We start from the raw sequence: 13,593 nt of genomic DNA on the forward strand, positions 1-13,593 counted from the left end.
CATTCATCGATTCGTCAACGCCGGCCGTCGGCACAGCGTTGAACTTGTCGCCCAGAAGTGACCAGCGCCTTGTGACGAAAAGACGGGGCAGTTCTGGGCGTGGCGTTTTATTCAGCATTCGCTTGCCGTTTTGGGCTAAGCGTTAGCAAATCTGTCGACATCATACGGGCGACAGAGTGACTGCATTTTAATACGTTAAGATTCGGGCAATGCGTACACTGGCGCCGCTTCTTGTGCTCAGGCCTGCGTGTTAGTCGGGCAGGCGCTTTTAGCTAAACGTGGTAGTAGCACTTGTGAAAACTGTAATACTCGACAAGCTGCCCACGCTTAGTAGTGAACGATTTGGAATATAACAGTAAAGACAACTACCAGCAATTGACGCAATGCCCTTGGGTCTACGTTAGAATGCCGTTTTTAGCCTGGCATCATAGAGACACAGCAGGAGTGCGCGGCAATGGCCGAAGGGCGTGAAGTACAGTGGGTGGATATCGCCCCTGAACAGGCAGGTCAAAGAATTGACAATTTTTTGATGACTCGCCTGAAAGGTGCTCCTAGAGCATTGATATACCGCATCGTGCGTAAAGGTGAAGTGCGGGTTAATAAAAAGCGCGTCAAGGTGGACTACCGTCTCCAGGCGGGTGACCTGGTCCGGGTGCCGCCATTACGTTTGGCGCCGCGTGAGGCGGTGAAGGAAGTCAGCGATAATTTGCGTGACGTGTTAGTAGGTAGCGTCATTATGGAAGGCCCTGACTGGATGGTGCTTAATAAGCCTTCTGGCTTGGCGGTGCATGGGGGAAGCGGGGTTAAAATCGGGTTGATTGAAGCACTGCGTCAGGTGCGGGATGATTTGAGCTTTTTGGAGCTTGTTCATCGGCTTGATCGCGATACCTCTGGCTGCTTGTTGCTGGCAAAGTCTCGTGATGCCTTGGTGACACTTAACGAGTCGTTAAAAAAACATGGCATGGACAAGCGTTATCTGGCACTTGTGAGCGGTCGCTGGCCTGCACGTAAAACCTATGAAAGCGCGCGTCTTGACCGATTCGACGCAGGTAACGGTGAGCGTAGAGTGCGGGTAGATCCAAACGGCAAGGTATCGCGCACTCATTTTGCGGTTGTTGAAACCTTTGAGAAAGCCACGCTGATTGAAGCCGAGCCGGTGACCGGACGAACACATCAAATTCGCGTTCATGCGACTCATGCGGGGCATGCGCTGCTTGGGGATGATAAGTACTCGACACGTGAAAGTGCGCACTTGACGAAACAGCTAGGCGTTAGCCGCTTGTTTCTGCATGCCCGCTCGCTAACGTTTCCAGAGCCTACCAACGGCCGCCCAGTGACCGTAAAGGCGCCGTTGCCAGACGTTCTGGAAGACGTGCTCAAGCGTGCTCGGCAATAAATGTACGGGCAGTGAAGTAATAAGGGGCGGTAATGCGTTACGAGCTGATTATTTTTGATTGGGACGGCACCCTGATGGATTCGGTGTCGAAAATTGTTGCCTGTATGCAGGTAGCGGCCCAGGAGGCTGAGTGGGGCGAGCTGGACGTCGCGGCCATTAGAGATATTATCGGCCTGGGGCTCCCTGAAGCCATCGCCACGCTGTGTCCGGGCATCGGTCCTGCTCAGGCCGAACGCTTGCGTCAGCGCTATGCACATCAGTTTGTGCATGGAAACACAACGCCCATGCCGTTTTTTAATGGAGTCGAGGCGCACGTAGCGCGACTTCGCGAGCGCGAACAGCAGCGTTTGGCCGTTGCCACGGGTAAAAGCCGCCGTGGCCTTGATCGGGTTTTCACTGAAACGGGAAGTGGGGGCTGGTTTCATGCTAGTCGCGCTGCAGATGAAACACGTTCAAAGCCACACCCACAAATGCTGAATGAGTTGCTTCTAGAACTTGACGTTCCCGTGGAGCGTGCAGTGATGGTAGGCGATACGGAATATGACCTGGAAATGGCGCGGGCCATTGGCATGGATCGTGTGGCAGTAACGTACGGTGTTCATACGCCAGCGCGGCTAGCGGCAAGCCAGCCCAAGTGGGTCGCTCATAACGTTGAAGATCTTTTTGGCTGGCTGCATGGATAGAGGATGCGACGCTGGGTGGATGGTCCATCATCTGGCGTCCCTAAACTCAAAAAAGGATGATATATGAGTGATGATTGGCGCCGCAGTGATGCCAGCGGATACCAACAGCCTGAGGACAACCCTACGCCTGATCGTTCAAGTCAGGATCGCTGGACGCAGGGTCCTGACGTGGCGGCTTATAAAGATGAGGCTGCTCCGGTGGGGGCGGCAGGCGATGATGCTGAAACGCTGCGTGAGCGGCAGCGCTTGGCGCAGGTTGAAATGATGGATCGCTGGATTGGCGGCGTGTTAACAGAGCAGCGTCGTACACGGCGTTGGAAGTTGTTTTTCCGTTTTATGACGCTCTTTTTGATACTGGCGTTAGTCGCGACCGTTGTATATAACGCTTTTTGGGCCGCAACGGGTGATGCGTCTACCCTGCAGCGTCACTTGGGCATCGTAGACGTTAATGGCGTTATTGCCAGTGATGCTCCAGCGAACGCCGAGCGTATCATTCAGGGATTAAATCGCGCTTGGGAATCAGATAATACCGAAGCCGTTGTACTGCATATTGATAGTCCTGGTGGCAGCCCGGTTCAATCGCAGCGTATTTACGCGGAAATCATGCGCCTGCGCGAACAGGGTGATAAGCCGATTCTGGCGGTTATCGAGGATATCGGTGCGAGTGGGGCGTATTATATCGCCTCGGCAGCCGATGAAATCATTGCTTCACCGGCAAGCCTGGTGGGCTCGATTGGGGTTATTTATGCAGGGTTTGGCTTTCAGGATGCGATCAGCCAGATAGGCGTAGAGCGCCGTGTGTTAACGGCGGGCGAGAACAAGGCGTTTTTGGACCCGTTTCAGCCGCTTGATGAAGAGGCGCAGGCATTCTGGCAGAGTGTGTTGACGCAAACACATCAGCAATTTATGAATGATGTTCGTGCTGGGCGAGGCGATCGGCTAAGCGACCAGCCAGATATATTCTCTGGGCTTATCTGGAGCGGCGAGCAGGCGCTTGAGCTTGGCCTGGTGGACCAGTTGGCAAGCCTGGAAGAAGTGGCGCGCGATCAGGTGGGGGAGGCGAGTTGGGAAGATTATACGCCGCGCCTTGACCCGTTCGATCGGTTGACGCGACGCTTTACCCAAGTGGCGGCGGAGGTGCTTGGCCTTAAAGCGGCTCACTCGCCGCTACGCTACCAGGCACAATAAGCCCGAGCTTAACCGTCAAGTGGGTCCATGCCCACTTGGCGTAGCATATTACACAGCGCAATAAGCGGAAGCCCAATCAGGGCGTTCGGGTCACGCCCTTCTAACGCTTCAAACAGCGTGATGCCCAATCCTTCCATTCGAAAGCTGCCAGCGCTGTCCAGTGGCTGCTCAAGGGTGACGTAGCGCTCAATTTCGCGTGTGGTCAGCTGCCGAAAGATAACGTCGAAAGGCTCTATGTGGGTGTAGTGGCGTTGCCTTTGGGTATCAAGCAGCGCTAACCCGGTTAAAAAAGTAACGCGCTGACCTGAAAAACGCGCCAGGTTGGCGCAGGCGCGTTCCTGGGTGTGGGGCTTGCCCAGTATGTCGCCTTCAAAGAGCGCTACCTGGTCTGAGCCGATAATGTAGTGATTGGGGAAGTGGGGCGCCACGGCGTTGGCTTTGCTGAGCGCTAAACGATGCACAAGCGCCTTGGGGGACTCATTGGCACGAGGTGTTTCGTCAATATCAGGCGAATAGCGCTGATAGGGAAGCTGTAAGCGTTCCAACAGCTCTCGTCGCCAACGCGAACTTGAGCCTAGCACCAGCGACGCGTTTTGAGTAAGCGGCACGCCATTTCTCCTAAGCGATTTGGAATAAAAGGGGAGTGTAGCGAAAGCCAGCGGGCGTGCCTAATTTGCGGGTGTGGGCGATAAGTTATGGGGAAATGTGCGATAAACCATGAAGAATTGAGTTGAAGCTTTGACACCAGCGGGGGGAGTGCCTATCATTGCGCGCCTATGTTGACCTCACAACTCCCCAGCCGGGTTGAGCCTTATAAGCTTGCAGCCCGCCGCGAACGACTAGAAGGCGTAGTGGCACTGAATTCGTTGCCACGGCTTGCCGAAGAGGCAGGTGACCAAACGGGCGATTGTCATGTTGTCCTTGAGTTTGGTGTGGATGCCCAAGGTCGTCGTGAAATTCGTGGCCATTTGCAAGCGACGCTGGCATTGCCATGTCGTCGTTGCCTGGTGCCGCTGAGCCAAGACGTGTCCAGTGACTTCCTGCTTGGAATGATCAGTGACGAGGCCTTGGCCGCCGAGCTGCCTGCCAGTCATGAACCGGTGCTGGTGGAAAAAGAACAGCTGGATCTACTAACGGTAGTGGAGGATGAACTTATCCTCAGTCTGCCGCAGGTGGTCTATCACGATGAGACCGAATGCCATGTCTCGGCGGAGCAGCTGGTCAGCAAGACAGACGGCACGTCAGAAGAAGCGACGCCGGCCACGAACCCTTTCGCAGTGCTTAATGCCTTAAAGGGCAAAAAGTAAGCGTTATTTACCCTACACACCCTGGAGTAAACACCCATGGCAGTTCAAAAGAACCGTAAGACTCGTTCCAAGCGCGGTATGCGTCGTAGCCACGACGCGCTGAGCGCGCCGACGCTGTCTCAGGACAAAGAAACCGGTACGACGCACCTGCGTCACCATGTCGCTGCAGATGGTTTCTACCGTGGTCGCAAGGTGGTTGAGGTATAAGCCTTAACTATCTTGTTAAGCGGCCAAATAGAGTGGGTGCTGCATGCGCCTAGCGATTGATGTGATGGGAGGCGATCAAGGCTCCCATGCGGTTATCGAAGGCTCTGCAAGAGCAGTGATTGAACATCCTGGTCTTGAATTGACTCTGTTTGGTCCGCGTCAGCATATTATTGCTGAGCTTTCACGCTTGCCGCAGCCTCTGGCTGCGGCAGTGTCACGTTTAGCGGTTAGTGATGCCCCTTTAAGCATCTCTCAGGCCTCCAGTGCTGCCTGGGCGCTTCGTCATGGCCAGGCAAGCAGTATGGCGTGTATGTTGCGGAGTCTTCGGTTGGGCGAGTCAGTCGCTGGCGTAAGCGCGGGCAATACGGCTGCGTTGGTCGCGCTTGCTCGTCGTGAGCTGGGAACGCTTAAAGGTATTTCACGGCCTGCTATTAGTACTGCGATTCCGGCCCGCTATGGCCGCCGCTGCTATTTACTGGATTTGGGCGCGAACGTGGATTCGCCCGCGCACCGGTTGGTTGATTTTGCCGTCATGGGTGCTGCCATGGCGCAGTGCGTTGATAATGTAAGCCTGCCCCGTGTCGCGCTGCTTAATGTGGGGGCGGAAGCTACCAAGGGGAGTGCGAACGTGCGCGAAGCAGACCGGCTTCTGCGCGAATATCCTGATGCGTCCGCCTTTGCCTATCAGGGGTATGCCGAAGGTGGTGATCTTTTTGAAGGCAAGCTTGATGTGGTGGTGTGTGATGGCTTTGTCGGGAATGCCGTACTCAAAGCAAGCGAAGGTTTGACTCGTATGCTGGTTGAGCGTGTCCAGATGGCGTTTGAATCGCGTCTAAGCGGTCGTTTGGCAAGCCTACTGGCCAGGCCTGTGTTGCGCTATCTAAAGCAAGAATTAAACCCTGTACGCTACAATGGGGCAAGCCTGCTTGGTTTGAAGGGCATCGTGGTGAAAAGCCATGGTGGTACCCAGGCAGAGGGTTTTTATTATGCGATCCAGCGTGCTGTACATGAGGTGGAGCATAATCTACCCGCGCGTATGGCAGGGCGTTGGGAGCGCCGTTAATACCATTTTCAGTCATTAAGGAAGGCGCTTATGTGTACACCATGGTGTAGGGTATGGGCGCAGAGTGCTACTAGGTAAAGTGCTCGATAATAAAAGGTTAGAACTTATTTTGCGGGCTATGGGTGACAGCAGGATGTAGCCATAGCCACGCTTATCGCTCAAATGAGCAAATGCCTAAAGAGCAAAGGTGAACGACATGTCTCAACCCCTTGCCCTCATTTTTCCCGGGCAAGGCTCTCAGCAGCTTGGAATGCTGCGTGAGCTAGCCGAACGCTATAGTGTAGTGGGAACAACATTTGAGGAAGCTTCGGATGCACTTGGTTACGACTTGTGGAAAGTCGTCCAAGAAGGCCCCGAGGCCGCGCTAAACGCGACCGCTTGCACGCAGCCTGCGCTGCTTTCTGCTAGTGTTGCAATTTGGCGGGTGTGGCAGGAGCTTGAAGGGCCTCGGCCTACTGTCATGGCCGGGCACAGCCTGGGTGAATATAGCGCCATGGTGTGTGCGGGTGTGATGAGTTTTGCTGAAGGCGTTCAGCTGGTTCGCCTTCGCGGCGAAGCCATGCAGGACGCTGTACCGGTCGGTGAGGGCGGTATGGCGGCTATTCTCGGCTTGGAAGATAGTGCGGTTGAAGCCGCTTGCGCCAGTGCTGCGCAGGGGGACATTGTTTCGGCTGTTAATTATAATTCGCCGGGCCAGGTCGTGATTGCCGGAAGTGCCGCTGCGGTTGAGCGGGCGATTGTGGCGTGTCAGGAGGCGGGTGCCAAGCGTGCAATGGCGCTACCGGTTTCGGTGCCTTCGCATTGTGAACTGATGCGTCCAGCTGCCGAGCGTTTGGCCGCCGCTATGGAAAGTGTCGAATTTCGAGCGCCACGCTACACGGTTATTCAAAACGTAGATGCGCAGGCACATGCCGCCATCGATACGCTGCGTACGCGGTTGATCGAACAGCTTTATCAGCCGGTGCGTTGGGCAGCATGCGTTGAAGCCATGGCTGCTCAGTCTGTTAATGTGTTTATTGAGTGTGGCCCAGGTAAAGTGCTGACAGGGCTTAACAAGCGTATTGTCCGTGGCGCTAAAGGGCTGGCAGTCAATGATCCTGACAGCCTGGATGCGGCGCTTGAGCTTGCACGTGAAGCGCAGACTAGTGACGCCTAGTTCGCTGAAATTTTCGCTATCCTTGCTTATTTACGTGGTTAAAAAGCCAATAGTTAAAGGCAAAAAAATATGACGCAAGAACGCCGAGTTGCGCTTGTTACTGGTGCCAGTCGTGGTATTGGTCGAGCGATTGCTCACGAGCTGGGCCGTCAGGACCGTATCGTGATCGGAACCGCGACCAGTGAGTCCGGGGCACAAAAAATTGATGCCGATTTGCAGCAAAACGGCATTGAGGGTGCTGGCCTTTGCCTTAATGTGACGGACCAGGCAAGCATTGATGACGTGCTTAAGGTCATCACGGAGCGCTTTGGTGCGCCGACAATTTTAGTTAATAACGCCGGTATTACGCGTGATAATTTATTGATGCGCATGAAAGAGGATGAGTGGGATTCGGTGATGGATACCAATCTCAAGTCCGTCTATCGTGTAAGCAAGGCGTGCCTGCGAGGCATGACCAAGGCGCGTTTTGGGCGTATCGTATCCATCAGCTCTGTAGTGGCGACCATGGGTAACCTGGGTCAGGCTAACTATGCAGCTGCAAAAGCGGGTATGGAAGGTTTTAGCCGTGCGTTGGCGCGTGAGGTGGCTTCACGTGCAATTACGGTTAACGCAGTGGCGCCTGGCTTTATCGCGACCGATATGACACAAGCGTTGCCGGAAGCGCAGCATGAAATGCTGCTGAAGCAAATTCCGTTGGCTCGCCTGGGCGGTCCGGAAGAGATAGCTGCCGCTGTCGGTTTTCTTACCAGTGATGCTGCAAGTTACATTACCGGTGAGACCCTGCATGTAAACGGCGGCATGAATATGCGTTGATGGCCTTAGGCTTAGCGGTTGCGTCTGCCTAAGGGCGTCTATAAACTACCCCGCAGCTTTTGGCTTGCGGTTTCCAAATAGCTGGTTATCCAAAACGGCTAATGTGAACGACTGGAGTACGTTAATGAGTACTATTGAAGAGCGCGTTAAGAAAGTTGTAGCAGAGCGCCTGAACGTTAAAGAAGAAGACATCCAGAACAGCTCTTCTTTCACTGAAGACCTGGGTGCTGACTCGCTTGACACTGTTGAGCTGGTAATGGCTTTGGAAGAGGAGTTCGATACTGAAATTCCTGATGAAGAAGCGGAAAAAATTACCACAGTTCAGGAAGCCATCGACTACGTAAACGCCCACCAGTAAGGGCAAGTTGATGCATCAAACGAGGGTGTGGTGCTAGCACCCCCCTTAAAAGCCGCCCTTTTAAAGGGCGGCTTTTTTGCTTTGTGCTTCACCGTGAACATAACGTTCAATCTCCGTTATACTAGTCATCTGATTTCTACTGAAAATGACCCGGATGGGTCGAGTCACCATGGATGCCTGGAGGAAAGCTAATGGCACGAAGAAGGGTAGTGGTAACTGGGTTAGGCCTGGTGACCCCAGTGGGCAATAACGTGGATGAAACATGGGCGAATATTACGGCTGGTAAGAGCGGCATAGCGCCCATTGAGCACTTTGATACAAGTAGCTTCAATACACGCTTTGGTGGTTCGGTTAAGAATTTTGATATTAGCCCTTATCTGAATCCCAAAGAAGCCCGCAAGATGGACCTGTTCATTCAGTACGGCATGGCGGCTGGCGCGCAGGCAATTCAGGATGCTGGCATTACCTGTACAGAAGAGAATGCACCGCGTATTGGGGTAGCCATGGGGTCAGGTATTGGTGGCCTGCCCATGATCGAGCATAACCACAATGCGCTTAACAAGAGCGGCGCTCGTCGCGTATCACCTTTTTTCGTGCCGGGCTCTATCATCAATATGATCTCGGGAAATTTGGCGATTCAACATGGCTTTCAAGGGCCTAACATCGCTATTACCACCGCATGTACCAGCGGTACGCACAACATTGGCTATAGTGCACGCACGATTGCCTATGGGGATGCGGATGTCATGGTCTGCGGTGGTGCTGAAATGGCAACGACGCCACTTGGCCTGGGAGGCTTCTCTGCCGCCCGAGCGCTTTCAACGCGTAATGATAATCCCGAAGCAGCAAGCCGCCCGTGGGATAAAGATCGCGACGGTTTTGTACTTTCTGATGGTGCCGGTGTACTGGTACTTGAAGAGTACGAGCATGCCAAAGCACGTGGCGCGAATATCTATGCCGAGCTTGTCGGGTTTGGCATGAGTGATGATGCCTATCACATGACGGCACCGCCTGAAGATGGTCGCGGGGCTGCGCTCTCCATGAGCAATGCGATTAAAGATGCTCAAATGGACCCTGCCGAAGTGCACTATATTAACGCGCATGGAACCTCCACGGCCGCTGGCGACTTGGCCGAAAGCCGGGCTGTTGAACGGGTAATGGGCAGCGCTGCTCAGGATGTGGCGGTAAGTTCTACCAAATCCATGATTGGCCATTTGTTAGGAGCTGCTGGCGCTGTTGAAGCGGTGTTTAGCATTCTGGCCATTCGTGATCAGGTGGCACCGCCAACGATTAATCTGGATAACCCCCAGGAAGGCTGCAACTTGGACTATGTGCCGCACACGGCGCGTAACATGCGTATTGATGTTGCCTTGTCCAACTCGTTTGGGTTTGGCGGCACCAACGGCTCGCTGTTGTTTAAAAAGGTATAACGCAAGATGACCCTGCCTCAGGTGCCGTTTGATGATCGCGGGCTGGCGTATGGGGACGGCGTGTTCGAAACGGTGCTGCTACGTAACGGTAAACCGGTGCTGTGGACATACCACGTGGCACGGTTGGTGAAGGGATGCCAGCGGCTCGGTATTCCGGTTCCCTGCCAAGAGGCGATTGATGCCACTTGGCAGGGAGACGCCACGGCACCGCTTGAGGTATTAAAACTGATTGTTACTCGGGGTAGTGGTGGAAGGGGGTATGCATTACCTGATACACCAACACCCCGTTTACTAAGTCGGCGGACTTCTTTCGCCCCTATGGTTGAGCGCTGGAAAAGCGGCGTAACGGTGCGTACCTGCCGCATACGCTTGGCTCACCAACCGGCTTTGGCTGGTATCAAGCATTTAAACCGCCTCGAAAATGTAATGGCTCGACAAGAGTGGCAGGATGTGTCGATTGCCGAAGGTTTGCTGGCGGACGCTCAAGGGCAGTTGGTCGAGGCGACCAGTATGAACCTGTTTTGGCAGCAACACGGTGAACTGTTTACGCCGCCACTCGATACGTGTGGCGTGGCCGGTACATTGCGTGCCGCGTTAATTGCTGAAGGCGCTGTGCGTGAAGCTAATCTTACCCTTGAGGCCTTACCCGCCGTTGAGCGCGCTTGGGTAGCGAACTCCGTACAGGGCGTATGGCCAGTGGCGACGTTATTGTCTGAAGATGCGGTTTGTCTGCAGCGTTGGCCAATTAATCAGCCCGATAAGTTCCAAATACGGGCGCATCGTCTGCTTGGCTATGCGTCAACTTATACCGCAAGCCCTGACCTATTTTGTTGAGGTGATACGTTGAAACGGTTACTGGCCGCTGTTGGAATTATGCTGGTATTGGGCGTCGTTGGCGTCGCAGGCAGCTATTTTTATTGGCAAAGCCGATTAGAAGCTCCTCTTGCTTTAGAAGCCCCTGTTTTATATCAGGTGCCTGCTGGAGCAGGTTTTAATCAGGTGGTTGCGCAGTTGGAGGCGCAAGGAATTCTTGAGGATGCCTGGGCTTTTCAAGTATTGGCTCGAGTTCAGCCCGAACGTATTCCCCGTCTTCGCGTGGGCGAATATGAGTTAACGCCTGGCATGAACGGGCTGGAAATGCTGGCGCTGTTAGGCAGTAACCGCGTGGTGGCGTATCCGCTGACGCTTCCAGAAGGATGCTCATTTAGTCAGCTACGCGACCTGCTCAATAACGCACCCAAGCTGGAACATCGCACGGCGGAGTTGAGCGATGAAGAAATAATGACCTTGCTGGATAGAGAAGGCACCTTTCCAGAAGGCTGGTTTTTCCCCGATACGTACCGCTACCACCTGGGTATGAGTGACGTCGATATTTTGCGCCAAGCGTTGGTGCGGATGGAAAACATTTTAGAAGAAGTATGGGCCGCACGCTCTGATGACCTGACTATTGAGACGCCTTATGAGGCGCTTATTATGGCATCGCTGATTGAGCGTGAAACAGGCGCGCCTGAAGAGCGGCGTGAGATCGCCGGTGTCTTTAAGCGCCGGACGGAGCAGGGCATGCGCCTACAAACTGATCCAACCGTGATTTACGGTATGGGCGACCGGTATCAAGGGCGCATTACCTATGCCGACCTGCGTGAAGCCACGCCTTACAATACCTATGTGATTGATGGCATGCCGCCCACGCCAATTGCCATGCCGGGGCGAGCGTCGCTTGAAGCAGCGGTTGATCCTCTGCCTGGCGAGACGCTCTACTTCGTATCCAAGGGGGACGGCACACACCACTTTTCGCGTACGCTGCGTGAGCACAATAATGCAGTTAATCGCTATATTCGCAACCGCTGACCCAAAGTGTCGGTTTTCATGAAGTTAATCTCAACGATGCACGCGTTGATTAAGGGATGGCAATGACCAAGCGGGGACGCTTTATTACGCTTGAAGGCGGTGAGGGCGTAGGTAAATCCACCAATATGGCTTTTGTGGTCGCAGCGCTGGAAGCGCAAGGTCTTGACGTGGTGAGCACCCGCGAACCGGGGGGGACGCCGCGCGCCGAGGCGATCCGCGCGCTACTGCTGGACCCTGCTCCCCAGGAGCCATTGCACGCCGATGCTGAGCTGTTACTCATGTTTGCCGCGCGAGCGCAGCATCTGGCCGAAAAAATAGTGCCTGCATTGGAGCGCGGTGCATGGGTGGTATGCGACCGTTTTACTGACGCGACCTTTGCCTACCAGGGCGGCGGGCGGGGTATGTCGGTTGAGCGCATTGCCCAGCTTGAAGCCTTTGTGCAGAAGGGGCTAACGCCAGATCTGACGTTACTGCTTGATATGCCGTTAACGGCGGCGCAGTCGCGCCTGGAGTCACGGCTTAACAGTCAAAATGAGCAGCGTGACCGCTTTGAGCAAGAGCGGGGCGAGTTCTTTCAAGCTGTCCGTGACGCCTACCTGGAGCGTGCCAGTGCTGAGCCTAAGCGCTTTGCGCTCATTAATGCCCATCAGTCGCTGGTTAGCGTACAAGCCGATATTCAGGATGTGCTCGCCGAACGGATAGCGCTATGGCGTTAAGTGGTCTACTGCCTTGGCATGAGGCCACATGGCAGCAGTTGGTGCGGCTGTCAGATGAGGGGCGTATGCCCCATGCCATTTTGTTAAGTGGCGCTCACGGTGTGGGTAAGCAGCAGCTGGCAGAGGCGCTAATTGCCCGCACGTTGTGCGCAAGCCCGAATGTGCTGGCATGCGGCCAGTGTCATAGCTGTTCCATGCTGGCGTCGGGTTATCATCCGGACCTGTTGCGGGTTTCGCCGGAAGAAGGCAAGCGCCAGATACGTATTGACCCTATTCGCGAGGTTAATCGGTTTGTCTCACAGACCGCCCAACAGGGCGGTTATCGTGTGATTGTTCTTTCACCGGCCGAGAGCATGAACATCGCCGCGGCCAATGCGTTGCTTAAAAGCCTGGAAGAGCCTGGCGCTAAAACGCTGTTTATTCTGCTTTCTGATGTGCCATCTCGCATGTTGGCGACTATTCGTTCCCGGTGCCAGCAGTGGTCGTTTCCCAGTGTGCCTTTTACTGCGTGTCGCAGTTGGTTAATCGAACAGTTGGGCGGTGAGGAAGAGGCGTATTTTTGGTGGCGGGTGTCGGGTGGTTTGCCGCTTTTGGCGGCTGAATTAGCTTCGCCTGAAGAGCGGGCATTACGCCACCAGATTCATGACTGCTTTGAGCAATTGGTGCGAGGCGCTGAGCCGGTATCGGAGGCCGCACGGCTGGACCGCCAAGCGATTGACGCTATCTTGTGGTACGGTATTGCATGGCTTGAAGACTTAATTCGCTTGGGTATTTCAGGTGAAGCAAGCGTACTGCACAATCCCGATTTAGAACCCCTTTACCGCCAAGCGGTCAAAAATGGCCGTGCGCAGGATTGGTTTCGTTTGCTGGATTACGCCCGAGAGCAGCGGCGCCTGTTAGCGGTTGGAGCCAATCCAAACCCGCAACTGGTGCTTGAAGCATGGCTAGTGCGTTGGGCAGCGCTTCTGCGCTCATAGCGTTATTGCGTTGGCTATGGATTTCAACCATCACCTTCTAGTCATGTCGTTACGATGGTGGTCATGGATTTACCGGCTAGCGAGGTTGATATGAGTATTCAAAAAGCCCTTGCCCTCACCGTGCCTGATACGTCTACGCTATTTTCAGCTTATATGCCGTTTTTGGAGCGTGGAGGCCTGTTTGTACCGACTAAAACGCCCTATGCACTGGGTGATCAGGTCACTTTATTGCTCACGTTGCCAGGTGAGTGTGAGCACCTGACGGTTTCGGGTGATGTCGTATGGGTATCGCCTGACGAGATAAGTAGCCAGCGTGTTGCGGGAATTGGCGTTCACTTTAGCTTTAAGGATAGCGCTCTGCGCGAGCACATCGAAATGCTGCTGGAAGCTGATGATCATACGGCTCCCTCATTGACGCTTTAGCGTTATCCTGCCTTTTTTATTTCTCTTT

At 54.4% G+C, this 13,593-nt stretch carries 16 protein-coding genes; 15 read left to right on the top strand and 1 reads right to left on the bottom strand.

Annotated elements, in window-relative coordinates; translation table 11 throughout:
- Positions 1-454 precede the first annotated feature (454 nt).
- From ACT3TC_RS01610 to sppA, 3 genes are all read left to right on the top strand, one after another.
- Complete coding sequence (locus ACT3TC_RS01610) at positions 455-1,396, top strand: RluA family pseudouridine synthase (RefSeq protein WP_193053769.1); 942 nt, start codon at positions 455-457, stop codon at positions 1,394-1,396.
- 32 nt (positions 1,397-1,428) lie between these two features.
- Positions 1,429-2,079 (top strand): HAD-IA family hydrolase, encoded by a 651-nt coding sequence (locus ACT3TC_RS01615; protein ID WP_444638888.1) that lies wholly within the window; start codon positions 1,429-1,431, stop codon positions 2,077-2,079.
- A 63-nt stretch (positions 2,080-2,142) separates the two neighbouring features.
- Entirely contained in the window at positions 2,143-3,267 is a 1,125-nt protein-coding gene (gene sppA, locus ACT3TC_RS01620; RefSeq protein ID WP_444638889.1) for a signal peptide peptidase SppA, read from the top strand.
- A gap of 8 nt (positions 3,268-3,275) precedes the next feature.
- Here the strand turns inward: sppA and ACT3TC_RS01625 are convergent, their stop codons facing one another.
- Positions 3,276-3,875: a Maf family protein gene (locus tag ACT3TC_RS01625; RefSeq protein ID WP_444638890.1), complete on the bottom strand. Its 600-nt coding sequence runs from the start codon at positions 3,873-3,875 to the stop codon at positions 3,276-3,278.
- A 168-nt stretch (positions 3,876-4,043) separates the two neighbouring features.
- Here ACT3TC_RS01625 and ACT3TC_RS01630 point away from each other — a divergent pair, with 168 nt between their 5' ends.
- The 12 genes from ACT3TC_RS01630 to ACT3TC_RS01685 all read left to right on the top strand — a co-directional run bounded on the left by ACT3TC_RS01630 (position 4,044) and on the right by ACT3TC_RS01685 (position 13,565).
- Positions 4,044-4,574 carry a YceD family protein gene (locus ACT3TC_RS01630; protein WP_087109293.1) on the top strand — a complete coding sequence of 177 codons (531 nt, stop codon included), beginning with the start codon at positions 4,044-4,046 and terminating at the stop codon, positions 4,572-4,574.
- Between the two features lie 36 nt (positions 4,575-4,610).
- Positions 4,611-4,781 carry a 50S ribosomal protein L32 gene (rpmF, locus tag ACT3TC_RS01635; RefSeq protein WP_087109291.1) on the top strand — a complete coding sequence of 57 codons (171 nt, stop codon included), beginning with the start codon at positions 4,611-4,613 and terminating at the stop codon, positions 4,779-4,781.
- A 43-nt stretch (positions 4,782-4,824) separates the two neighbouring features.
- Positions 4,825-5,844: a phosphate acyltransferase PlsX gene (gene plsX, locus ACT3TC_RS01640; RefSeq protein ID WP_444638891.1), complete on the top strand. Its 1,020-nt coding sequence runs from the start codon at positions 4,825-4,827 to the stop codon at positions 5,842-5,844.
- Between the two features lie 196 nt (positions 5,845-6,040).
- The gene (gene fabD, locus ACT3TC_RS01645) at positions 6,041-7,000 is read left to right on the top strand and encodes an ACP S-malonyltransferase (RefSeq protein WP_444638893.1); all 960 of its coding nucleotides are present in this window, start codon (positions 6,041-6,043) and stop codon (positions 6,998-7,000) included.
- Between the two features lie 69 nt (positions 7,001-7,069).
- Positions 7,070-7,813, top strand: coding sequence for a 3-oxoacyl-ACP reductase FabG (gene fabG, locus ACT3TC_RS01650; protein ID WP_444638895.1), 744 nt, complete (start codon positions 7,070-7,072; stop codon positions 7,811-7,813).
- A gap of 124 nt (positions 7,814-7,937) precedes the next feature.
- Positions 7,938-8,171, top strand: coding sequence for an acyl carrier protein (acpP, locus tag ACT3TC_RS01655; RefSeq protein ID WP_008956801.1), 234 nt, complete (start codon positions 7,938-7,940; stop codon positions 8,169-8,171).
- Between the two features lie 191 nt (positions 8,172-8,362).
- Entirely contained in the window at positions 8,363-9,601 is a 1,239-nt protein-coding gene (fabF, locus tag ACT3TC_RS01660) for a beta-ketoacyl-ACP synthase II (protein WP_444638896.1), read from the top strand.
- 6 nt (positions 9,602-9,607) lie between these two features.
- The gene (pabC, locus tag ACT3TC_RS01665; RefSeq protein WP_444638897.1) at positions 9,608-10,435 is read left to right on the top strand and encodes an aminodeoxychorismate lyase; all 828 of its coding nucleotides are present in this window, start codon (positions 9,608-9,610) and stop codon (positions 10,433-10,435) included.
- A 9-nt stretch (positions 10,436-10,444) separates the two neighbouring features.
- Positions 10,445-11,449: an endolytic transglycosylase MltG gene (gene mltG / locus ACT3TC_RS01670; RefSeq protein WP_444638898.1), complete on the top strand. Its 1,005-nt coding sequence runs from the start codon at positions 10,445-10,447 to the stop codon at positions 11,447-11,449.
- A 62-nt stretch (positions 11,450-11,511) separates the two neighbouring features.
- Entirely contained in the window at positions 11,512-12,165 is a 654-nt protein-coding gene (gene tmk, locus ACT3TC_RS01675; RefSeq protein ID WP_441677068.1) for a dTMP kinase, read from the top strand.
- Positions 12,156-13,142 (top strand): DNA polymerase III subunit delta', encoded by a 987-nt coding sequence (locus tag ACT3TC_RS01680; protein ID WP_193053762.1) that lies wholly within the window; start codon positions 12,156-12,158, stop codon positions 13,140-13,142. The genes tmk and ACT3TC_RS01680 overlap by 10 nt, the downstream gene beginning before the upstream one ends.
- Positions 13,143-13,232: 90 nt before the next feature.
- The gene (locus ACT3TC_RS01685) at positions 13,233-13,565 is read left to right on the top strand and encodes a PilZ domain-containing protein (RefSeq protein ID WP_444638899.1); all 333 of its coding nucleotides are present in this window, start codon (positions 13,233-13,235) and stop codon (positions 13,563-13,565) included.
- Positions 13,566-13,593: the final 28 nt, after the last annotated feature.

This window comes from Halomonas sp. AOP27-A1-41 (genome assembly GCF_052378605.1).
GTDB lineage: Bacteria > Pseudomonadota > Gammaproteobacteria > Pseudomonadales > Halomonadaceae > Vreelandella > Vreelandella citrativorans.